Source organism: uncultured Polaribacter sp. (genome assembly GCF_947500975.1).
Lineage (GTDB): Bacteria > Bacteroidota > Bacteroidia > Flavobacteriales > Flavobacteriaceae > Polaribacter.
Genome location: NZ_CANMUE010000004.1, coordinates 79,926 through 103,542, shown reverse-complemented (window position 1 = coordinate 103,542; position 23,617 = coordinate 79,926). Strand labels below are relative to the sequence as shown.

At 27.7% G+C, this 23,617-nt stretch carries 17 protein-coding genes; 4 read left to right on the top strand and 13 right to left on the bottom strand.

Going from position 1 to position 23,617, the window contains the following annotated elements:
- Window positions 1–47: 47 nt before the first annotated feature.
- From Q0733_RS05925 to Q0733_RS05880, 10 genes are all read right to left on the bottom strand, one after another.
- A complete protein-coding gene (locus tag Q0733_RS05925; protein WP_298780132.1) occupies window positions 48–503 on the bottom strand; it encodes a hypothetical protein in 456 nt (151 codons plus the stop codon).
- Between the two features lie 170 nt (window positions 504–673).
- The gene (locus Q0733_RS05920; protein ID WP_298780129.1) at window positions 674–2,038 is read right to left on the bottom strand and encodes a DUF4302 domain-containing protein; all 1,365 of its coding nucleotides are present in this window, start codon (window positions 2,036–2,038) and stop codon (window positions 674–676) included.
- Between the two features lie 9 nt (window positions 2,039–2,047).
- Window positions 2,048–3,028: a substrate import-associated zinc metallohydrolase lipoprotein gene (locus Q0733_RS05915; RefSeq protein WP_298780126.1), complete on the bottom strand. Its 981-nt coding sequence runs from the start codon at window positions 3,026–3,028 to the stop codon at window positions 2,048–2,050.
- A gap of 2 nt (window positions 3,029–3,030) precedes the next feature.
- Window positions 3,031–4,515 (bottom strand): RagB/SusD family nutrient uptake outer membrane protein, encoded by a 1,485-nt coding sequence (locus Q0733_RS05910; RefSeq protein WP_298780123.1) that lies wholly within the window; start codon window positions 4,513–4,515, stop codon window positions 3,031–3,033.
- Window positions 4,516–4,527: 12 nt separating this feature from the next.
- Window positions 4,528–8,112, bottom strand: coding sequence for a SusC/RagA family TonB-linked outer membrane protein (locus Q0733_RS05905; protein ID WP_298780120.1), 3,585 nt, complete (start codon window positions 8,110–8,112; stop codon window positions 4,528–4,530).
- Between the two features lie 174 nt (window positions 8,113–8,286).
- Entirely contained in the window at window positions 8,287–9,414 is a 1,128-nt protein-coding gene (locus Q0733_RS05900) for a FecR family protein (protein ID WP_298780118.1), read from the bottom strand.
- 134 nt (window positions 9,415–9,548) lie between these two features.
- Complete coding sequence (locus tag Q0733_RS05895) at window positions 9,549–10,109, bottom strand: RNA polymerase sigma factor (protein WP_298780116.1); 561 nt, start codon at window positions 10,107–10,109, stop codon at window positions 9,549–9,551.
- Window positions 10,110–10,349: 240 nt separating this feature from the next.
- Window positions 10,350–11,600 carry a tetratricopeptide repeat protein gene (locus tag Q0733_RS05890; protein ID WP_298780113.1) on the bottom strand — a complete coding sequence of 417 codons (1,251 nt, stop codon included), beginning with the start codon at window positions 11,598–11,600 and terminating at the stop codon, window positions 10,350–10,352.
- Between the two features lie 16 nt (window positions 11,601–11,616).
- On the bottom strand, window positions 11,617–13,197 hold the full coding sequence (locus tag Q0733_RS05885; RefSeq protein ID WP_298780111.1) for a M56 family metallopeptidase: 1,581 nt from the start codon (window positions 13,195–13,197) through the stop codon (window positions 11,617–11,619).
- 109 nt (window positions 13,198–13,306) lie between these two features.
- On the bottom strand, window positions 13,307–13,672 hold the full coding sequence (locus Q0733_RS05880) for a BlaI/MecI/CopY family transcriptional regulator (protein WP_298780108.1): 366 nt from the start codon (window positions 13,670–13,672) through the stop codon (window positions 13,307–13,309).
- A gap of 113 nt (window positions 13,673–13,785) precedes the next feature.
- Between Q0733_RS05880 and Q0733_RS05875 the strand changes: the two genes are divergently transcribed.
- Window positions 13,786–14,328, top strand: a complete 543-nt coding sequence (locus Q0733_RS05875; RefSeq protein ID WP_367276293.1) for a DUF456 domain-containing protein — start codon at window positions 13,786–13,788, stop codon at window positions 14,326–14,328.
- Between the two features lie 3 nt (window positions 14,329–14,331).
- On the opposite strand, the gene Q0733_RS05870 is transcribed toward Q0733_RS05875, so the two are convergent.
- Window positions 14,332–14,928, bottom strand: a complete 597-nt coding sequence (locus Q0733_RS05870) for an alkylphosphonate utilization protein (protein WP_298780106.1) — start codon at window positions 14,926–14,928, stop codon at window positions 14,332–14,334.
- Between the two features lie 147 nt (window positions 14,929–15,075).
- Between Q0733_RS05870 and Q0733_RS05865 the strand changes: the two genes are divergently transcribed.
- Window positions 15,076–17,292: an FUSC family membrane protein gene (locus Q0733_RS05865; RefSeq protein ID WP_298780103.1), complete on the top strand. Its 2,217-nt coding sequence runs from the start codon at window positions 15,076–15,078 to the stop codon at window positions 17,290–17,292.
- Window positions 17,293–17,295: 3 nt separating this feature from the next.
- Here Q0733_RS05865 and ade read toward each other — a convergent pair whose 3' ends face one another.
- Window positions 17,296–18,918 carry an adenine deaminase gene (gene ade / locus Q0733_RS05860; RefSeq protein ID WP_298780101.1) on the bottom strand — a complete coding sequence of 541 codons (1,623 nt, stop codon included), beginning with the start codon at window positions 18,916–18,918 and terminating at the stop codon, window positions 17,296–17,298.
- Here ade and Q0733_RS05855 point away from each other — a divergent pair.
- Entirely contained in the window at window positions 18,899–19,714 is an 816-nt protein-coding gene (locus tag Q0733_RS05855; RefSeq protein ID WP_298780098.1) for a peptidoglycan DD-metalloendopeptidase family protein, read from the top strand. The two genes, ade and Q0733_RS05855, sit on opposite strands and share 20 nt — an antisense overlap.
- A 59-nt stretch (window positions 19,715–19,773) precedes the next feature.
- Window positions 19,774–23,049: an amidohydrolase family protein gene (locus tag Q0733_RS05850; RefSeq protein WP_298780095.1), complete on the top strand. Its 3,276-nt coding sequence runs from the start codon at window positions 19,774–19,776 to the stop codon at window positions 23,047–23,049.
- Between the two features lie 9 nt (window positions 23,050–23,058).
- Here Q0733_RS05850 and Q0733_RS05845 read toward each other — a convergent pair whose 3' ends face one another.
- Window positions 23,059–23,613 (bottom strand): 5-formyltetrahydrofolate cyclo-ligase, encoded by a 555-nt coding sequence (locus Q0733_RS05845; RefSeq protein WP_298780093.1) that lies wholly within the window; start codon window positions 23,611–23,613, stop codon window positions 23,059–23,061.
- Window positions 23,614–23,617: the final 4 nt, after the last annotated feature.

The window sequence follows — 23,617 nt, the reverse complement described above, 5'->3', positions numbered from 1 at the left end:
TTTAAGTAAAAACCTAACTAACTTCTCTAAAAAGTCTTTGTGAGGAATTATTCTTTTAGCTGAATTCTAATTGGTAAACTATACTTTGTAGTTACAGGTATTCCTCTTTTAATTGCAGGATAAATTACAGGTATTTTTTTGATACAAACATTTAATATACTGTCCAATTTAGGTACTTGAACTTGTATATTTTTTGATAACAGAGTTTCTTCTAAAATAATTTCTCCTTTAGAGTTAATCAACAAGTTTACAAAAACAGTTTCATCTATAGAACCTGTTGCTGTTAAAGAATGTTTTTGTAGCTCTTCTCCTATTTTTTGATGTATTGTATTTCTAAAACAATCAGATTTTTTTGTTTTATTAATAATAGAATCGCATACTTTAAAAGATGGCGAAAAATCTACTGAAGTAAAATCAACAACTGTATCTAATCCCTTTAGATTTTTATTTTTTGATGATGATGTAAATTTATCGCAAGAATATAAAATTAAAATTACAAACAAAAAAATAAGATTTTTAGAAATCATTTATCATATATATAATGTAAAAATACAACTTTTTTAAAATCCTATAGAACTATAATAAATTACAAAAAAAACAAAACCCTTCTATTTCTAAAAGGGTTTTCTTCAAATAGTTATATAACAAAGATTATTACATAATTAATTTCTAATTAAAAATCATACCAATGAGAAAGTAATGTAAAATCATCTACTGCAATTAAACCAATAGTTTTTTGGTTCGCATTTAAATTACCTCTTCTTTGAATGTAAAATCCACTTTCTCTGGTTAAGTACTCTATAAAAGGTAAAAAACCTCTTCTTGAAAAATGAGTATTTCCTGGTTGAATTTCAGTAAATACTACTATTCTGTTTCCTAAAGCATCTTCTGTTATCGTTTTTGTTACCGGAAAATTTTGTCTATAAGTGGTGCTTCCAGACAAATAACGCAATTGAATAAAAGGTTCATCACTATCTAAATTATACACATAAATACGCTGTATAGACCTACCTCCTAAACTTTCGGAAAAAAAAGCTCTTAAATCATCCATAAATTGTGTAAATGATTCACTATCATCATTTAAAGAAAATCTTGTAGAGTATAATCGTATACTATTATTTGGTTCGTTTCCTAAATCATAAGAAGGCAATACAAAATTCAAATCACTCTCATACCTTAAAATTGCTTTTACACCATTATTTTCTGCAACAAATTCACTAGTATCTGTATCATAATTAAATTCATTTAATTTAACACCATCTACATCTATTTCTGGGCTAATTATAAAACCTGTAGGTGTTGGTGCTAAACCAAAACTAATATCACTTTCTATAGCATCTGTTGTAATTGCAGTTACCGTTGCATATCTTCTAGGAGCATTAAAACTAAAATTATACAAAGTTGTATTGCTTTCGGTTTCTAATATTAGATTTCTAAATACCGATTTTAGTGGATCTTTAGGAATATAGTTATTTAACATGTCTTTATTATTAGCTGTTAAATTCATCCAATCACTTTCTGTTGCTTTAGAAAAACGAATAATATTAGAGCGATCTCTGTTTGATTTAAATAGGATATCATCCCCATCTGTTTGATAATATAAAAACTCGAAACTTCCTCTATAACCTTGCCCTACAAACTCTTCATCCGGATAATTATCGGAATCTGATAATTCATGAATTACATTTTTTGTTGTAAAAGTAAGTTTAATGGTAGAACCTAGAGTTATATCGTACAAACTAGCAGTATTTACATCTGGAGTACCAAAATCAGAGTCCATAAGTACTTCTGAATCACTAATAAAATCGAATAAAAAAGTGAATCCTCCTAGTTCTGTATCATCAGTAAAATAGGTAATTTTCCAGCCATTTTCTGAACTTTGAAGAGATGATTTTAATTCTGCAATCCTTTTTTCTATTCTTACTGCTGGGGTATCTTCAAATAAAAGTTCTGGATCGTTATTATCTTCACAGCTACTAAATATCAAAAGAACAAACGCTACAATTAATTTACAGGTGTTTATTTTAAATTTTCTCATGTCTTTTTATTATTGAATTGCTTTTAAAATATTATCTGTTGCTAATTTTTGTAACTCGTATAAATCTATATTAAAAGATTTTTTAAAATAATCTGCTACAATCGCTTCTTTAGCTTTTATAAGTGCTATAGCATTTTCTGCTTCTGGAGTAGCTGTAACAGTTGCTCCTTGAGTTGCTGCATCTATTTCATCTTGCGTTGCTGTTGTTGGCAAGTTTTCTAAAGCTGCATCAACAGCATTAGAAATAATTTTCGCTTTAATGTTATCTAAAAGTTCTTGATATTCTTCTGCATTGTTAGTAAGTATAGTTTCTAACATTTCTGCAAAATCTTCATTTTCATTTAGCCTTGCATAATCTGTAATAAAACCTTGACTGTTTGCAATGTCAAATCTTTCTTCTTCATCTGCAGGGTTATACCATTGTGATGTATAACCACTTGGTGTTATTTCTTTAAAAGCTTCTTCATCATAACGAATTTGTTGGTTTAAAATATGTGCATATTCATGTTGAATTGTTTTAACAAACATTGTTACCTCACTTTTATCTTTAACATTTATTAAATCAGTTTCAAATAACACAATATTTTTCCCTCCTTCTGCAAAACCTAAAGTTCTTGTTCCACTAGGATTTAAATTTTTACCACCAACTAAAAGTAATTCTCTTGGTGCAATTTCTTTTATAAAATTTTCTCCTCCTAATTCAGAATAAGTATCAATCCAAACTTGTTTAACAATATCCATAACAGGAATAACCTTCTCTAAAGTTGGTGGAGATAAGTATCTATCTAAATCTACTCTACCTTCATGCCATTTATAATTTACTTCAATATTATAAGGAATTGTAAAATATTCTCTTAACCAAGAATCTGTAACATTTAATTCTGGCGTATCTGTATCTAAATTACTTTCTGTTAATTTATTTTCTTCTGGGTTACAAGCTGAAATAATTGCAAAAAATATTACAGCTATAAAAATGTTTGCTTTTTTCATTATTATCTTGGGTTTGGAGTTAAACCAAAATTAATTGCTGATTCTGGTATCTGTAATTGTTTTCTTAAATCTTCTTTTTCTAATTCTATATCAATATCTAATTTTCTATAATATCTTTTAATAGCAATATTAAATCTTCTAACGTCAAACCATCTTAAACCTTCGTGATAGAATTCTTTTTGTCTAAATTTTAAAATTGAATTTATAAAAGATATTTGTTTATCATTAATAAAACCATAAAAAGGAGTTAATTCATCTGCTATAACAGGAAACATATTTGTAATCATATCTTCTGTTAAAACATCTGTAGTTTCATCGAATCCTTCTGTTTTATTTGCTAGGAAATCTGTTAAATCTTTTAAACAATTTGCATAATCTTCTTTCATTGCATATGCTTCTGCTCTATTTAATAGTAATTCATCATAACCAAATAAAACCTGATTTGTAAAACCAAAACCTGTACCTGCAGATTCATTGGTAATCTTAAAATATTCATCAAATTTAGGTATATTATAAGCTTCATTACTACCAAATACATCATAAGCCCATTCTTTATTAAATGGATTGTCTGAGTTTATAATAGCATCTCTATTTAACTCAGAAAGACCGTAATTAGTTCTCCAAAAATTTCTAGCCCACCAAGAAGATGTTGAGTTTAATAAAATGTTAGAATCTTCTATTGAGTTACTGTATTGAAGTGTTCTTTCACTGTAAGATAAATTCTGATATGCCAGTAAATCTCTCACTTGAGAACTTGGGTTTGTTAAAGAAGCATTTGCATAAAAAATCACCTTATCCCATTCTCCTTTATATTGATAAAATCTTGCAGCAAATGCATTTGCTGCATCTTTAGAGAAATGATACTTTGGATTATTCTCTCTATCTATAACTAAAGAAATACCTTCTAATAAATCTTTCTCTATCAAGTCATAAACTTCTTCTACAGTATTTCTTTTATATATTTTAATCAATTCCTTTTCAGGCTCTAAAACATAAGGTACACCTAAGTCAGATGAAGACGTAGTCTCATTATACTGCTTTCCCCAAAAATTAACCAACATAAAATGTGCATACGCTCTAGCTAATAAAGCTTCTCCTTTTTGTGCATCTAAATCAAATTCATCTTTTAAAAGTTCTATAGACTCTAGTGCTTGGTTTGCTTGCGCTATAGCTTCATAACAATTTGACCAATAACTGGTTGGTGTATCTTGATTGTCATCTAAACTAGTTTCCCAAGTAAACATTTGTTCATGCAATAAAACATTAATATAAGTTCTGATATTTTGTCTTGATGTTGCATTGTCCGACATTATTTCTGCCATTAACTGGTAATTTCCTTCAGGGTAAGCACCCGTAACTAAATCACTAATTTTATCTGGTGAATTAATCTCTGCTCTATTATCTGGTAATTCAGATAAGTAATCATCACAACTTACAACTGTTGTAAGTAGTAGTAGTGTGAATAATTTTAATAAGTTTTTTTTCATTTTTTTCATTTTTTAAAGTCCGATATTTAATGACATTGTAAATTGTCTTGTTATAGGCAATGCCACACCACCTGTACCATAAAACTCTGGATCTTGACCATTTAATCTATCATCTGAATACAATAAAAATAGGTTAGTACCCTGTAATTTTATTTTTAAAAAGTTAAGACTTAATTTATCTAAAACTTCTTGATTAAAACTATATCCTAAAGAGATACTTTTCATTCTTAAAAAATCTCCATCTGCAACTCTTGCATCAGAAAAGTTGTAAGCGTTGTATGCTCTAGATAAATCTGATGCATTATAAAGGTTATTATCTCTAACATCCACAACCTTTGGTATGTTTGTAACATCTTCATCTCCAGGAATTACCCATCTATTAATACTACTTTTTGTAAATACATTAGTCCCAGAATAAAAATTATCTAACGCAGGGCTTAACCTTACCACATTTCCACCTGCTCCAGTAATTAAGACATTCAAATCCCAATTTTTATAAGTAAAAGTGTTTGTTAAACCACCTGCAATATTTGGTAATACAGAACCATTATACACTAAATAATCTGTAATATCATCACTATCCTGAAAATTTACATCTGTCGTAGAGTCATCACCCTCTGGTAATATGAAAGTAGGTATACCTTCAGAATTTAAACCATCAAACTCAAAAGAAAATAAAGAATTGTTTGGATATCCTTCTACAGCACCACCTTGTAAACCAACAATATCTATAACTCTTGGCTCATTTTGTAACTTGGTGATTTTTTGATCAAAAACAGAAAAATTAAATGAAGTAGACCATCTAAAATCATCTGTATTTACATTTGTTGTGGTAATTGCAAATTCAACACCAGTTGTTTCACTATCAGAATTGTTACCTTGTTTAATAAATTGACCTCCAATACCAGATGTTCTTACATTATCTATATTGTCAAAAATATCTCTTTTGTAAACATCTGCTGTTAATTGAAGTCTGTTATTAAACAAACCTAAATCTACACCAACATTCAATTCATATTGCTTTTCCCATGTTAATTCAGAATTTTCTAAATCTGCAATATTTAAATAGGTTTCTCTTTCTGTTGGTGTTAATCTATCTGTAATAGCACTTCTAAAAATTGCTAATGAATTCGTTGCAGGTCCAGGTGAAGCACTTAAACCGTAAGAAGCTCTAAACTGTAAATTATTTATTGTTTCTGAGTTTTTTATAAAATCTTCATTAGTTGCATTCCATTTTGCACTTATTGTACCAGTTGGTAACCATCTAGATTTTGTGCTTCTTCCTTGTCTGTTAGAACCATCATATCTTCCAGTTAAAGAAAACACATATTTATCGTTATAAGTATATGTGGTTCTACCAAAAACAGCGATAGTTCTTTCTCTTTCTCTATCTAATCCAAAATAATTTCCTCCATCAGCAATAATTTTTTCTAATAATCTTGCATCTGTAAAAGGCACAAAACCATTTTCGTATTGTAAACCATAACCAGTAAAATTTTCAGAATTTCTATCTACGTACCTTAATTCCTGCCCCAAAATTGCATCAAAATTATGTTTTTCTTTAAAGTTTTTTTTGTATGAAAAACTATTTCTTACGTAATAAGATGTTAAATTGTTATCAGTTTTTCTATACAAACCACCTTCAGGAAAAACTGATACTGGTATTGCATCAGGATCATTAGGATCATTATATAAGAAAATATTTGCATTAGCAATTACAGTTGTTTGATCTGCATTATATGCTCTAACAACATTAGAATTTTCTCTTATTTGATGCTCTCTAGTACTATTTACATATCTTGTAGAAGCATTTAAATCATATGTTAAATTATCTGTAATTTTATAAGAGGCATCTATTTGAAAACGTAAATCTTTTACATTTAAATCTAGAGTATTATTATCTAACTCTTCCAAAATATTAAATTGTGCCCAGTTGTTTGTATAATATTCTAAATTTCCATTATTATCTCTTGGTCTTAAAGCTCTTGAAGTATTTAAACTATAGCTAAAGGGATTAATATCAAAGTCCCTACTAAATTGCCCATCTACAACATTTGCAACTCTATTAAAAGAACCCGGTGCTTTCTGTGTTCTTACAGAAGCTACTGAGGAAAGTGTAAGGTTAAATTTATCTGAAAAATAGAACGTATTTTTTAAATTGGTAGTTAATCTAGTAACTTTATCAGAAATGGACCAACCAGGGTCATGTAAAAAACCAACAGAAGCATAAAAGGCACTGCTTTCACCACCACCAGCGAAATTTAATGTATGGTTTTGCATTACAGACTGTCTAAACAGTGTTTTAAACCAATCTGTATTTGCCAATTCATAATCTTGTAAAAATCTACTTCTTCCTTCTGGTGTATTTTCTACTCCAAATCCACCATTTGCATAACTGTTAATTTGTTTTTCTAAAATACCATAAACTCCAGAAAACCTTGCATTCCCTACGTCCGGTAATCTTAAATACCCTTGACTTCTTAATCCTTCTAAAATACTTATTGTTTCTTTTGAATCCAAAATATCATATTGAGAATATGAAGGAATATCTCTAACTGTTTGCTCTAAAGTATAAGTAACTTTTAAAGGTGTAGATTTTCTACCACTTTTTGTTGTAATCACAACAACACCATTTCTTGCTCTTGCTCCATAAATAGAAGTTGCAGAAGCATCTTTTAAAATATCTATTTTTTCGATATCTGTAGCATTTACACCAGCAATAGAAGAACTAATTAACGTAGAAGCATCACCAGAAGTTAAAGCATCCAAATCTTGTTCTATTATATCTTCTTGTACAACACCATCTATTACATACAATGGGTTATTATTACCAAAAACAGATGAAGAACCACGTATAGTAATTTGAGGTGCAGCACCAAAAGTACCTGTGATATTCTGTACGTTTACACCTGCAATTTTACCCTCTAGCATTCTACTCACGTCATTAACCCCTTCAATTTTAACATCTTCCATTTTAATGGTAGCTGCAGCTCCCGTAAAACTTTTCTTGTTAATTTTATCATACCCTGTGGTGATTACAATTTCTGATAAATTCTCAGAAGATTCTGCTAAAACTACATTTATTACAAGAGAATCTCCTACTAATACTTCTTTCTTTTCAAACCCTAAAGATTGAAAAACTAAAACATCACCTTTTGAAGCATTTATAGAATATTTACCATCAAAATCTGTAGGAACCCCTTTATTGGTCTCTTTAATTTTGACAGAAGCTCCAGGAATGGGGACTTTATTTACATCAGTCAAAATACCACTTACTCTTTGTTGAACCTTACTTTTTGTAAGTAATATAGATCCATTACTATTAAACAGATAAACAACATTACTATTCTTTAAACTTAAATCTAATAAATCCTTAACAATGATTATACCTTTATTCAAAGAAACTTTAGGTAGTTTTTCAAATAAATGTTTCTCATAAACAAATAAATAATCAGTCTGGTTTTTTATAAGTTTAAAAACTTCTTCGACAGATATTGTAATATTTGAATCGATTTTAATTTTTGCATTTTGAGATACTCCTTCATTTGAAACGAGTGCAAAAGAAATCGAACAGAATAGATAAATGAACGTTCTCATAATTGTAGTTAATAGCTTTCTCTTAAAAAAGAAAAAATGGCTAATAAATTTAATTTCCATAAATTTGTTAAATGTTTAATTTGATTAATTGATTAATTGATTACTAATAAGCATGATCTTGGGAATTCTGGTTTTTATATTGTGAGAAATGGATAAAACCAGATTCCTTTTTTTTTATCTTTTAATTTTTATTTTTTTATTGTGTTTTTCATAAGTTAAATTACTAGTATTTGAAATTGCTTTTAATATGAACCCTAATTCTTCTTTTTTACTAAGTACCCCGTTAAACTTTAATTCTTTTACTTCTTTATCTTCAATTAAAAAATCTACATCATACCATCTAGAAAGAACTTTTGTAATTTCATTAAGAGTTATGTCGTTAAAATTAAAATACCCCCTAATCCAAGCAATAGTTTCTTGAGCCTCTACATCTTGTAGTTTTATTTTTGAGGTACTTTTACTTAAAACAACTTGTTGATTTGGACTTAAATATATTTTCTCATTTCTTGTGTTTTTTAACAAAACTTTTCCTTCTAATAAAGTAGTTGTTATAACATTATCTTCTTGGTAAGCTTTTACATTAAAATGGGTACCTAATACACTTATTTTTTGGAAGTCATTTATTACTTTAAAGCCTGCTCCATTATTTTTTGTACTAGGTGAAACTTCAAAATATGCTTCTCCATAAATTAATTCTACTTCTCTTGGTTTACCTTTTATAAAGGCAACTGGGTATTTTATCTTAGACTCAGAATTTAACCAAACCTTGGTTCCGTCTGATAAGATTAATGAAAATTCGCAACCTCGTTTTGTTGTTAAATAATTATATTCTATCTCTTTGTGAATAGAATCATTTTCTTCTGTATATGTGTAAGCTAAATGTTTACCATTACTTTTAATATTTGAATTTTCAAATACTTTATCAGTAGATAAAACAACTTCTTTACCATTACTTAAAGTTAGTATTGTTTTACTTTCAATAGTTTTATTCCCGAAAATTTCTGGTGTTATATTTTTTTGCTCAAATAACCCGGAAAGATTAGCTATTGATAATAAAAGTGCTATTGTTGCTACAGCTCCGTAGAACTTCCATAAAGGCTTTATTTTGTTTTTTGTGCTCTTTTCTATAGCCCCCCAATGTTTCTTACTATCAAAAATATATGTCTTAGAATCTTTGTTATTTTTAACATTATTAAAATATTTTTGATGTTCCTTTGATTCTGAATACCATTGATCAAATTCTAAACTTTCTTTTTCAGAAAGAGTATTATTAATTTTTTTTATAATTAATATAAATTCCATTTTAAGAAAAAAAAACGTTTTAAAATTAGTTTAGGTAAGAAACCGTCTTTCATTTAAAAAGACAATTAAAAAGTTAAAAAGGGTGACAAAAAAAAGATTTTTTTTGAATTAATCTTTACAAAAAACGAAAATAGCTAACAATAAAATAACAATATTAACAAAAACAATAAAGATTCATTAATAAAACTTCTAGCTCTTTTAAGCTGAGTTTTAACAGTGTTTATAGAAATTTGAAGTTCTTCAGCTATCTCTGAATACTTATAATTTTCAAAAAATTTTAATTTAAAAATTTTTTGCATTTTTAAAGGCATTTTATCTACAGCTTGCAAAATTTTAAGATACGCTGTATTTTCTTCTTCCTCTAAAATAGGAAACATTTCTATTTCGTTAACAATTGAATTACTGAGATCTAAAAATTGTTTTTTGTCGGTAATTTTTATAGACTTTAGATAGTTTAAGCTTCTATTTCTTACCATTGCATACAAATATGCTTTAAAGGAGGTCTTAATATCTATTCTATCAGAATTTTGCCACAAATAAATAAAAACTTCTTGTACAATATCTTCGCTTAAAGAATAATCAAATAAAAATTTATTAGCATGTATAACTAAATCTTTAAAAAAAAGCTCGTAGCAATTTTTAAAAACAATTTTATTTTTACTTTTTATTTGGTTGATTAGAAGTTTATCATTCATAGAAAGGGAAAAACAGCATAAAACTAATGATAAAAGTATTCTAAATAATTTATTTTTTCTTAATCTTTATTTATAATGTTTTTACTTTTATATAATATAAATTTAATGTTTGTTTATTTTACGAACTATCTATTTTACTAGTATGTAAAAAAAAGAAATAATAATTTTTAGCTTTTTTTACAAATAAGTATTTTATTTAAAATCACGAATTTACTAATAATTTATAAATTATAATGACTTTTAATTTAAACTTTCTCCTCTTAAAAAATACTCTTTCTTTATCTCTTTTATTCTATTTTTTACAAATGCTGTGGTATTTGCATCTCTAGATATAAAATTGTCTACATACTTTTTATAATATTTATAAGCTATCTTTTTTTCTTTGTAATAATCATCAGAAAGTTTTGCTAACTGATACAAAGCTCTATAATTTCTTGAGTTTTCTTTATAAGCATTTTCAAAATATTTTATAGCTTTATTTGGTTTTTTGGTCTCATAATATAAAGTTGCTAAACCATAATATTCTTCATCTCTCTTTTCTTTTCCTTTAAATGTAGCTAACATGTAATTGAAATTTGCAGTTTTATAATCTTTTTCTTTCATTGCAATATGACCTAAATAGGTATTAGCTTTAAAATCTTTCTTATCTAAAAATGACAATTTTTTAAAATACTTTTTTGCTGTTTTTAGGCTATCTAAATTATAGTAAGCTTTGCCCAATAAAGTCATATTATAAGTATCGTTCTTATTAATAGTATCTAGATTTAACAGCAGAGGAATTGCATCAATATATTTTTTATCTCTAAATAATTGATTGATCTTAAGCTTATTTAAATCGACATGATTTTTATTCAAAGCCAAACCTTTATTAACAAATAATTGTGTAGAATCTTTGTCTTTTAATTTTTGAAAACAAGTAGCCAATCTAGTAATTGCTTTAAAATGTAAAGTGTCTTTTTTATAAGTGTCAATTAAACTATTAATCATTGGATCTCTTTGTCCATCTAATTTATAAGACAATCCTAAATAGTAAGAGTAATTAGCATTAGTTTTATCTTTATCAATTAAATATTTAAAAGTTGCTATGGCCTTCTTAGGTTTTTTATTAATAATATATAATTTACCTAATTGATATTTCAATACCAAATTCAAGGAGTCTTTAGCTAAAATTTTTTCATAAATTTTAATAGCTTTTATTGACTTTTTTAGTAATCTATAATTCTTTGCTAGTTTTAATTTTGTTTTATAATCTTCTTTAAAAGTAAGCGCTTTTTCATAAAAACTTGCAGCATTCTTAAAATCATCAATAGATTCATAAATAGTTGCTTTTTTATAATTTGATAAAAAATTGGATCCCATTTGATCAAGAATTGATAAAGCAATTTTATATCTCCCTTTCGCAAACAAACTATCTACAGCAGTAAAAGTTGAAGTTTGCGCTTCAACTTTTATCATTGTAAATAATAATACTATTATTAAGTTCTTTTTCATAGAAATTTTAATTGTTTTATTCAACAACAAGGGTAAAAGGTATTGCATATTTTACAGAAACCTTTTTACCTTCATTTTCACCAGGTATCATTTTGGGTAAAGAACTCATAACACTAATAACTTCGTTCTTTATATCTTCATGAGGTGCTCTCGCCTTAATATCAATAACATTTCCTTGTTTATCAATTTTAAAGCTAATAAAAACCCTTTTTCTTCCTGATTCTAAACCTAATGTATTTGGTAATTCAGAATCAAAGTTTTTAGTAAAATGTTTTTGAATATTTTTTGAAAAACATTTTTTATCACCAGGTTCACAACCAGGAAAGGTTGGTGCTTTACCAATTTTCATAAAAGAAACTTCTTCTACCACAGTTAGCTCTTCATTATTCTCTTTAATTTTATCGTCAATTTTTTGCTCTTCCAAACGCTTCATTTTTGAAAAATCAATAATATTAGCGATAATATTTCTTCCATTATCACCTTTATATATTCTAATATCTAAAGAATTATAGAAACTACTTTCTTTTTCTTTATAATTACTAATATGATTATCAAATTCATTTTTTTCATTATTACTTAATTCATTATAGCTAATTTCTTTCCATTTTGGGAGTTCTGTTCCCATATAAAAATCTAAATACGCCTCTTTATCCCCTTTTGATTCTTTTAGTTCTTCCTTACCAAACTGCATATACATTGTTGTTAATTCTTTTTTAGCAATAACTTCTTCTGAAGAACTCTCAGAACAAGATGTATAAAAAAGCATGCTTGCTAATACAGGTATCAATACTAAATATTTTAGCTGATTCATTTTCTTAGATTGTTTCTTTGTCATCATAATAATTCTTTTTTTAATTAAACTTTGTTTATAAAATTGATTGATAAACGATATGTTTTCAACCTGAAAAAAGTTGGATAGTAAATTGTTTATATAGGTTTCTTTGGTTTCTAATTTTGCAACAACCTTATCAGAAATGTATTCATGAAGCAACGTAATTCTTTTTTGATACAAAATTATCATAGGATTAAACCACATAACTATTTTTAAAAATTCGAAGAATAACAAATCCAAAGAATGTTTTTGTTTGCTGTGTACTAATTCATGTTGTATGATTTTTTCTTGCTGAGATTCAGGAATGTCTTTTCCTAAAAATATATAATTGAAAAACGAGAATGCTTTAGTTTCTTTTGGTAAAAACACCAATTGATAAGAATCTTTTTTTAGAATATTATTTTTAATAATTAGGTTGATAACCTTACTCAATTTGACTATAAAAATTGCTAAAAAAATGAAAAAACCTACCCCAAATAAAATGCCGATATAATTTACAGACGGATTAAAATTATTTGTTTCAATTGCTTGTTTAATTACTTTTTCTGGCGATAAAAATATCTCTGGTAAATAAACAATGTATTCTTGCGAAACTGCTTTTTGAAATGTTGGTATTTTTATAAACGGAATCAAAAAAGAAAATATTGGCGTAGATATTAAATACAATCTGTTTTTAGTAAAAAAAGTTTCTCTACTTAAAAATAAATCATAAACAGCCAAGAATAATACTTGGAATAATATGACTTGTAAAATATAATTTATCATAGTTTTTTATTTTTGAATGTTCTCGATACAAATTTGTTTTTTCTTAACAAATTCACTCGAACTGACTACAGTGCATGCTGAAAACTGAGACTGCAAACTAAATACTGTCTTACTTCTTTCCTTTATTAACTTCCTGTAAAATAGATTCTAATTCAGAAATATCCATTTTATTTTCTTTTACAAAAAATGACACCATACTTTTAAAAGATCCATCAAAATAACCGTTCATTAGCTTATGTAAACTTTGGTTACTATATGTTTCTTTATCTATTATTGGGTAGTACACATATCCTCTACCTTTTGGTTTATGCCCAACAAATTCTTTAGTTTCTAAAATTCTAATAATTGTAGAAACTGTATTATAAGCAGGTTTAGGTTCGGGTAATTTTTCTATAACTTCTTTAACAGAAGTTTCCTTTAAATCCCATAAAACTTGCATTATTTGTTCTTCTGCTTTTGTCAATTGTTTTTTCATATTTTCAACTAATTTTTTAGTTTAATAAAACAAATATAACTAAAAAATTAGTTTAAACTAATTTTTTAGTTAATAAAATGTAACAAAAACAACTTTAAAACGTCTAATTAATAATGAAACTGCTGATTAACACTGCAGAAATAGAATTAAATTTTATGGATATTTTTTTACTTACACTAGGTTTTATACTAGTAATAATTGGAATTATTGGTTCTTTTTTACCAGTATTGCCTGGACCTTTTTCTGGTTGGCTAGGTTTATTGTGTTTATACATGACTAAAATAATTCCTACAGATTATACCTTTTTAGTAATTACTTTGGCTATAGCTATTTTAATTCTAGTTTTGGATTATTTTATACCCGCTTTTGGAACAAAACGATTTGGTGGCACAAAATATGGAGTTTATGGTACTACAATTGGTTTACTTGTAGGATTGTTTTCGCCCATACCTTTTGGTATGATTTTAGGAACTTTTTTTGGTGCGTTTGTTGGCGAATTACTTTATGATTCAAAAGATACTAAAAGAGCTTTAAAAGCATCTTATGGTGCTTTTATTGGATTTTTAGCATCTACAACTATAAAGTTTGCAATTTCTATTGTGTTTGCAATTTTGTTTATTAAAATATTTTGGGAGTATAAAAATGTATTCTTTTAAACTTTATTCTTTCTCAGCCATTTTCTTCACATAATCTGTGATAATTACTATTTGAGTTGGCCCAACTTTACCTTCTATATACTTAGCATTTTCATGATCTAAAGAAATTCTTCTAACAGCAGTACCTTGTTTAGCAACCATGCTAGAACCTTTAACTTTTAAATCTTTAATTAAAACAACAGAATCTCCTGCTTGTAAAATTGCACCGTTTGCATCTCGGTGAATAATCTTTTCACTGTCATCTAAATGATCTCCAGATTCTTTTGCAAAACGCAAATCATCATCTTCTAAATACATCATATCTAACAAATCTTTTGGCCAACCTTCATTTCTTAAACGAGACAACATTCTCCAAGCAACCACTTTTACAGCTCTGTACTCACTCCACATAGAATCGTTTAAACATCGCCAATGATTTGCGTCAACTTCTTCAAGATTATCAATTTGATTTACACAAGTTTCACAAGCCAACAAACTTCCATCAACTCCACCTCCACCAGATATAGATGGTTTTACATCATAAACTGATAAATTATTTGTTGACGCACATAACTCGCATTTACTTCCACTTCTATTTTCTAAATCTTGTTGTAAACTCATAATTCATTTTAATTTATAACAGCAAAAGTAAACAAACCCTTTATTTTGTGAATTGAAAAAACATAATTAAAAACTTTTTATTTTAAATAACTAATCTAGATAAATTAACCTAAAAATACTTCTTAAATTTGCAGTATAAACCTAAGTATGATTAAAGCTTTTATAAGATACATTAAAAGTATCCAATTTATAAAAGGAGTTTTAGTTGCATTAGCAATGGCTATTCCTGTTTTTATATCCATCTATTTTTTTAGTAGTATGGATATTGGTTTTAGTATTGCTTTAGGCGCCATACTAACCGTACCTGCAGACATTAGTGGTAGTCTAAAACACAAGTTTTATGGTTTTTTGGCTTCTATAATTTTAGCTTTTAGCATAACTTTATTAATCGGTTTGTCTATCAACTATACACTTGTTTTAATTGTTTTATTGATAATCATTGTATTTTCAGTTTCTTATATTTCTGTATTTGGTTTTAGAGCTTCTTTAATTTCTTTAGCAGGTTTACTGGCTTTGGTTTTAGCATTTGCATACAATAGTACAGAAATCTCAATTTTTGAACATTCTTTATATATTGTTTTAGGTGGTATTTGGTACTCCCTTTTAACGATTGGCACCCAATTAATTTTTCCGCAAGTACAAACCGATTTTTTGTTTGTTAATTTATTAGAAAAAACTTCAGAATTTATAAAAATTAGAGGAGAATTATTAGTAGAAAAAGAAGATAGAGTTCAACTTTTAGAAACAAGTTTTAAACTTCAAATAGAAATTAATGAACTGCATGAAACCCTAAGGGAAGTTATTTTAGAAAGAAGGTCTAATACAGGTTTTAGCAATAGAATTAGAAGACACCAATTAATATTTTCTAAGCTTTTAGAAATTTATGAATTGGCCATATCTAATCCTGTTAATTATGATAAGTTCGATGAATTATTTGAAAGTCATCCTGAAAAAATTGATGATTTTAAAGTTCTAATTTTTGAAATTTCTAATAGATTAAACCATATTTCTAAAGTTATTTTAAAAGAAGAAAAGCTAACATTTACAACAAGTTTTGATATCCTTTTAAAAAAGATAAAAAACCAAATAGAGCTTTTTGAACTACAAATAGGTTTGCCAAAATCTAGAGAAGATGTAATTCTGTTATTAAATTATAAAACCTATCAAGAAAAACAAATACAAAACTTGGTAGATATTGTTAGGGTATTAAATAACTATTCTAAAAACAATAAAATTATAGGAATCAAAAACCCCGAAAAATTTATAACCCCACAAGATTATGACCTTAAAAAATTAAAAGCTAATTTTAGTATAAAATCTCCCATATTTAGGCATTCGTTACGGTTAACACTTACCACATTAATTGGTTATTTAATTGGTAACATAATCGAATTACAACAATCTTATTGGATTTTATTAACTATAATTGTAATTATGAGGCCTAGTTACAGTTTAACCAAAGAACGAACAAAAAACAGGGTTTTAGGTACAATTATTGGTGCTTTTGTTGGAGCTACAATTGTATTAATAACACAAAACACAATTATTTATGCTTCTATTGCTATTATCTCTTTAATAATAGGTTTTTCTTTGATAAAGCAAAACTATAGAAATGGCGCTACATTTATTACACTTTATGTAATTTTTATGTATGCTTTAATTTATCCTAATATTTTAGAAGTGATTCAATTTAGAGTTTACGATACTTTAATTGGAGCCTTTTTAGCATTTGGAGGCAATTATTTGTTTTGGCCAGCTTGGGAAGCTAAGAATATTAAAGATTTCTTAAAAGATTCGACAGAAAGTTTTTCTACTTTTTTAAAAGAAATTAATAATTACTATCATATAAAAGGAGAAATTTCTTTAGCTTATAGATTGGCAAGAAAAGAAACGTTTTTAAAAGTAGGTAACTTAAATGCAGCTTATCAAAGATTGGTACAAGAACCAAAATCTAAACAAGAAAACAGTGCTTTAATTTACGAACTAGTAACTATAACTAACACTTTTTTATCTTCACTTACTTCTTTAGGCATGTATATTAGAAGTAATGAAACTGGTATTGCTCCAGAACATTTTGACATTTATACAACCAATATTTTAACCAATTTAGAGCGAGTTATTGACAGTGCTAACCATATAAAATCAAATAACTCTATAGATACACAAGGATTAAAGGTTGCCAAAAAAAACTATGAAAATCATTTTAAAAATTTATCATCTACTAGAGATAAAGAAATAAAAAAAGGAATTCCTATTTCTAATGAAATGAAAATTGCTTTACACGAAACACAATTGGTTTTTGAACAAGTAAGATGGTTGCTGAATTTATCTGAAAATTTAGTAAAAAAAATAAATAAAATATAATTTTTAATCGATTTCTAGTGAGGTAAATTTAAAGCTTGTTCCATCAAACAAACCTTTATCAGATAATTTTAAAGACGGAATTACTAATAACGCCATAAAAGACAAGCTCATATAAGGAGCTCGTAATTTGCTTCCCATTTGTTTCGCCATTTTATCCAATTCAGCATAGGTTTTTCCAATTTCTTCAGCAGATTTATCAGACATAATTCCTGCTACTGGTAACGAAACTATTTTTTCTTTAGAATTAGAAACAGCACAAACTCCACCTCTATTTTTAATAATTAAATTTACAGCTTTACAAATTGCTTCATCTGATACACCAATGGCGATAATATTATGAGAATCGTGCCCAACAGAACTTGCAATTGCGCCTTCTTTTAAACCAAAATTTTTGATAAATGCAATAGCAGGTTCATCATTTTTATAACGATTTACAACCGTCATTTTTAAAATATCTGTTGTAGTATTAGAAATTAAATTCCCGTTTTCAATTAAACTTTCTGCTTCAATTTGGTTGGTTACCAATTCGCCATCTAAAGCTTCAATAACTCTTATTTTATTTGCTGATGATTTAAACTCAAAATCTGAAACCTTCTTTTTATCAGTATTAAAATTATTTAATACTTCAAAATCTACAGATTTCACAAAACTATTTCCATTTTTAGCAACCAATTCTCCATTAATATAGGTTTCTAAAACCTTAAATTCTTTTAAATCATTAATTACAATAAAATCTGCATCATCTTCTTTTTGCAACAAACCAACATCCAAATTATAATGTTTTACAGGGTTTACACAAGCCGCTTGTAATACTTTAAAAACATCAATTCCTTTGGCAACAGCTCTTTCACACAATTGATTTATATGCCCCAACAACAAATCATCTGGATGTTTATCATCTGAACAAAACATCATATTTTGGTAATTTTCTGGCAATAAATCTATTAAAGCTTCAAAGTTTTTAGCAGCACTTCCTTCTCTAATAATTACTTTCATTCCTTTTTCTAATTTCTCTTTTGCTTCTTCAAAAGAAAAACATTCATGGTCTGTAGAAATTCCTGCTGCAATATATTTGGTAACATCATCACCTCTTAAACCTGGTGCATGACCATCAATAGGTTTGTTGTTATTTTTTGCATGCTGAAGCTTTTTTAATACTTCTTCATCATCAAATAAAACACCTGGATAATTCATCATTTCTGCCAAATATTTAATATCCGAATTCCCCATCAATAACTTAATATCATCAGCATTTATAATTGCTCCGGCACTTTCAAAAGATGTGGCAGGCACACAACTTGGCGCTCCAAAATTAAATTTTAAAGGAACCTTTTTTCCGTTTTTTATCATAAAATCGACACCTTTTACACCCAAAACATTTGCAATTTCATGCGGATCAGAAACTGTTGCTACAGTTCCGTGAATTACAGCAATTTTTGCAAATTCAGACGGTACCAACATGGAGCTTTCTATGTGAATATGTGCATCTACAAAACCAGGTAAAATATATTTTTCTTGATGATGGTTTGATGCTCTAACATCAAGAATTTTTCCATCCTTTATTTCAACTTCTCCTTTATAAATTCTCCTATTTAAAATATCTACAATGTTCCCTTTTACAATCATCTTAAAACTGGTTTTACACAAAACTACAAATAATAAAAAGTTATTTTCTAAATCTAAAGAGAATATTCTATTTTTGAATATGGATGAAAAAATGATGTATCATAAATTCGAAAATTGGGCAAAAAATCAACAAATTCCTTTGAATGATTTATTTCCAACAATCAAAAAAAATGATGTTTTTCATATTGATTTGAGCATCAATAATTCTACAGTAAAAACTTTTGATGAGTTTAACAACCCTACTTATTTTAAACAAAAAATAGCAGAAATTCAGCAAAAAAAACCCACTAAAATAATTGCTGGTGGTTATTTAGAAAAACGTGCTTTGTATACTTCTGATATTTATAATTCAGCAGATAAAAATAGTACTGAAAAACGAAATATTCACTTAGGTGTAGATTTTTGGTTACCTAAAAAAACACCCGTTCATGCAATATTAAATGGTACAGTTGTTTGTGCTGTTCATCAAAAATCATTAAAAGGTTATGGCGGGTTTATCATTCTAAAACATACCATAGAATCTTTAGATTTTTATACACTTTATGGTCATTTATCTGAAAAAAGTGTTTCAAAATATTTAATTAATGAAAAAATAAAAAAGGGAGATAAAATTGGAGAATTAGGCAATTATTCTGAAAATGGAGAATGGGTGCCTCATTTACATTTTCAAATAATGCTATCGCTTTTAGATTATAAAAATGATTTTCCTGGAGTTGCTTTAGAATCTGAGATTTTAACTTGGAAAAATATTTGCCCAAATCCAAATATGATTTTAAAAATTGATGCTTTAAATTAATTTAAACATTAAAATATAAATCTTACATTTATACTTCTAATTTTTAACAAATTAAAACGATGTCTAAAAACTTATTACTACTACTATTATTAAGTATTTCTATCAATATAAATTCTCAAAAGAAAGACGAGAAAAAGAAAAAATGGGATGTAAATAATCCGCATGAAAATTGGAAATACAATACTTTCAATTTAAATACTGATGAAGGAACTTGGATGAACTTAGACGTTTCTCCTGATGGAAAAACAATTGTTTTTGATTTATTAGGTGATATTTATAAAATGCCTATTTCTGGAGGAAGTGCAACTGTGCTGCGTTCTGGTTTAGCTTTTGAAGTTCAGCCAAAATTTAGCCCAAATGGAAAATATATTTCATTTACTAGTGATGCTGAAAGTGGTGATAATATTTGGGTGATGACAGCAGATGGTAAAAATGCAAAGTCAGTTACAAAAGAAAAATTTAGATTATTAAATAATGCTGTTTGGACAGCTGATGGACAATCATTAGTTGCTAGAAAACATTTTACATCACAACGTTCTGCTGGTGCAGGAGAAATGTGGCAGTATCCACTTTCTGGCGCTGCAGGTTTACAATTAACCAAAAGAAAAAACGATCAACAAGACGTTAATGACCCTTCAATTTCATCAGATGGAAAATATTTATATTATGCTGAAGACATGTATCCAGGTGGATATTTTCAATATAATAAAGATCCAAATAAACAAATTTATGTCATTAAACAATATGATTTTGAAACAGGTAAAACCGAAAAAATTACAGGAGGACCAGGAGGAGCTGCAAGGCCTGTAGTTTCTAAAAATGGTAAATTATTAGCATTTGTAAAACGTATTAGAACAAAATCGGTTTTATATATTCATGATTTAGAAACTGGTAAAGAATGGCCTGTTTATGAGGAGTTAAACAAAGATCAAAGTGAAGCTTGGGCTATTTTTGGAGTATATCCTCATTTTTCTTGGATGCCAAACAACAAAGATATTATTATTTGGGCAAAAGGTAAAATCAATAAAATTAATATTGATACCAAACAAATTTCAAACATTCCTTTTCAAGTTAATCAAGAAATTAAATTAGCCAAAACACATCGAGTAAAAAGAAAAGTTTTTGAAGAAAATTTTACTTCTAAAATGATTAAAAATGCACAAACTTCTCCAGATGGAAAAACGCTAATTTTCACTTCTCTAGGTCATATTTACAAGAAGGAATTACCAAATGGAATTCCTACAAGAATTACCTCATTAACAGATTTTGAAGCCGAACCTAGTTTTTCTGCTGATGGAAATTCGTTGCTTTTTGTTTCTTGGAATGATGAAAATTTAGGTGCTATTTATAAAGTAAATCTAGACGGTTCTGGATTGGAAAAAATTACTACCGAAAAAGGAATTTATAGGACACCTGCTTATAACAGTACTGATACTAAAATTGTGTATAGAAAAGAATCTGGAAATGGAGATCAAGGTTTTGATTACACTAAAAAAACAGGAATCTATATTGCTAACGCAGATGGAACATCAGCTAAAAGAGTTTCTAAAAACGGAGAGTTTCCTACTTTTTCTTCTGATGATAAACGTATTTTCTTTCAAACTGGAGGTTCATTTTTTGGAGGTTTAACTAAAAAACTTAAAAGTGTAAATTTAATTGGTGAAGATGAAAGAAGTCATTTTAAATCAAAATTAGCCAACAGGTTAGTGCCAAGTAAAGACAATAAATGGATTGCTTTTATTCACTTACACAAATTATTTGTTGCGCCTTTTGTGATGAATGGTAGTGAAATAAATTTAGATCAAAATACCAAATCTTTTAAAGTTGAAAGTTTGTCTAAAAACGCGGGAATCAACTTACATTGGTCTTCAAATAATCAAAACGCTCATTGGACTTTAGGTGATGAATATTTCACTAAATCAATTGTAAACAACACAACAGACCCATTCGCAAAAACAAATTTAGTTGATGATGCTGAAGTTGGAATTAAAATAAATTTAACTAGTAAATCTGATATTCCTGAAGGAAGAATTGCATTTAAAAATGCAAGAATCATCACCATGAAAGGAAATCAAATTATAGAAGATGGAACCATAATTATCTATAAAAATAAAATTGAAAAAATAGGACAAACAAACTCTGTAAACATTCCTTCTGATGCAAAAATTTATGATATGAATGGCAAAACAATTATGCCAGGTATGGTTGATGTGCATGCTCATGTTGGTGCTTTTAGAAATGGTTTAAGCACTCAAAAACATTGGCAATTTTATGCAAATTTAGCATTTGGAGTTACTACTTCTCATGACCCTTCTGTGCATACTGCTGCAGCTTTTACTTTAGAAGAATTACAAAGAAACGGGCAATTAGTTGGACCAAGAATGTTTTCTACTGGTTTTATTTTATATGGTGCAGAAGGCGATTTTAAAGCCGTTGTTAATAATTTAGAAGATGCTCGTTTTGCTGTTGCCAGAACAAAAGCTTTTGGAGCAAAATCTATAAAAAGTTACAATCAACCTAGAAGAGAACAACGTCAACAAATTATGCAAGCCGCAAGAGAATTAGGTGTAAATGTTGTTCCTGAAGGAGGTTCTTCTTTTTACGCAAATATGAGCATGATTTTTGATGGACATACAGGAATTGAGCATAACATACCTATTGCCCCCATATATAAAGATATTTTATCTCTTTGGAAAAATAGCAAAACTGGCTACACTCCTACTCTTATTGTAAATTATGGTGGTGTTAATGGCGAGTTTGAATGGTATCAAAAAAGTAATGTTTGGGAGAATAAAACATTATTAAAATATACACCAAGATATGTTATTGACAGTCGTTCTAGACACAGAACTATGATTCCTGATGAGGAATATAAAAATGGACACATTTTAACTTCTGAAACAGTTACAGCTTTGGCAAGTGAAGGTGTAAAAGTAAATTTAGGAGCTCATGGACAATTACAAGGCTTAGGTGCGCATTGGGAATTGTGGATGCTGCAACAAGGTGGATTATCTAATCATGAAGCTTTAAAAGCAGCTACTATAAACGGTGCAGATTATATTGGTGTTGCAGATGAAATTGGTTCTTTAGAAAAAGGTAAATTGGCAGATTTAATTATCATGGATAAAAACCCTTTAGAGAATATTCAGAACTCGAATTCTGTGATTTACACTATGGTAAATGGTCGTTTATATGATGTAAACACCATGAACGAAATTGGAAATTACAATAAAAAAAGAAGTAAATTCTACTTTGAAATGGATGGTTATAATCAAGGTGTTCCTTTAAACATGAACACAAATAGTTTTACGACGCCAACTTGTAGTTGCCACTAAAAATATTGATTATTCCTTTGGATAAATAACGTTATTCAAAGCAATATCGAAAACATTAATATCAACAATTTTAGAAATAGGTTTAAAGAAATTTAAACCTATTTTTTTACAATCTTTTCTGCATTTGGCTAAAAACCGATCATAAAAACCTTTTCCGTAACCAACTCTGTAATTATTTTCATCAGAAATTAATAATGGTACAAAAACTAAATCTATTATTGTTTCTTCAACTTGTTTGGCGTTTACTGGCTCTGGAACTCCGTATTTATTAAGTTCTAATTTTGTATTTTCTTCGAAGTAAAAATGAGATAAAGTATGATCTTCAAAATTGCATTTACTAACTACAATTTGTATACTTTTTCTTCTAAAATAATTAATGATAGGCTCTGTATCAATTTCCTTAAATTTATCTAAAGTTAAAAATATGTGAGCAGTTTTCACTTTAGAAATATCTAAAACATAAATTTGTTGATAGATGTTTTCTTGTAACTTTTTAAGTTCTTCAAAAGTTAATTCTTTACGTTTTTCTTTATAAATTGTTCTTAAATCTTGCTTTTTCATCATTTAA

Coding starts and splice junctions, on each gene's coding strand:
- Q0733_RS05865 (WP_298780103.1), top strand. CDS start 15,076: ATGATTAAAGCTTTTATAAGATACATTAAAAGTATCCAATTTATAAAA.
- Q0733_RS05855 (WP_298780098.1), top strand. CDS start 18,899: ATGTTCCCTTTTACAATCATCTTAAAACTGGTTTTACACAAAACTACA.
- Q0733_RS05895 (WP_298780116.1), bottom strand. CDS start 10,109: ATGAATGATAAACTTCTAATCAACCAAATAAAAAGTAAAAATAAAATT.
- Q0733_RS05870 (WP_298780106.1), bottom strand. CDS start 14,928: ATGAGTTTACAACAAGATTTAGAAAATAGAAGTGGAAGTAAATGCGAG.
- Q0733_RS05845 (WP_298780093.1), bottom strand. CDS start 23,613: ATGATGAAAAAGCAAGATTTAAGAACAATTTATAAAGAAAAACGTAAA.
- Q0733_RS05850 (WP_298780095.1), top strand. CDS start 19,774: ATGTCTAAAAACTTATTACTACTACTATTATTAAGTATTTCTATCAAT.
- ade (WP_298780101.1), bottom strand. CDS start 18,918: ATGATTGTAAAAGGGAACATTGTAGATATTTTAAATAGGAGAATTTAT.
- Q0733_RS05920 (WP_298780129.1), bottom strand. CDS start 2,038: ATGAGAAAATTTAAAATAAACACCTGTAAATTAATTGTAGCGTTTGTT.
- Q0733_RS05880 (WP_298780108.1), bottom strand. CDS start 13,672: ATGAAAAAACAATTGACAAAAGCAGAAGAACAAATAATGCAAGTTTTA.
- Q0733_RS05885 (WP_298780111.1), bottom strand. CDS start 13,197: ATGATAAATTATATTTTACAAGTCATATTATTCCAAGTATTATTCTTG.
- Q0733_RS05875 (WP_367276293.1), top strand. CDS start 13,786: ATGAAACTGCTGATTAACACTGCAGAAATAGAATTAAATTTTATGGAT.
- Q0733_RS05915 (WP_298780126.1), bottom strand. CDS start 3,028: ATGAAAAAAGCAAACATTTTTATAGCTGTAATATTTTTTGCAATTATT.
- Q0733_RS05890 (WP_298780113.1), bottom strand. CDS start 11,600: ATGAAAAAGAACTTAATAATAGTATTATTATTTACAATGATAAAAGTT.
- Q0733_RS05910 (WP_298780123.1), bottom strand. CDS start 4,515: ATGAAAAAAAACTTATTAAAATTATTCACACTACTACTACTTACAACA.
- Q0733_RS05900 (WP_298780118.1), bottom strand. CDS start 9,414: ATGGAATTTATATTAATTATAAAAAAAATTAATAATACTCTTTCTGAA.
- Q0733_RS05905 (WP_298780120.1), bottom strand. CDS start 8,112: ATGAGAACGTTCATTTATCTATTCTGTTCGATTTCTTTTGCACTCGTT.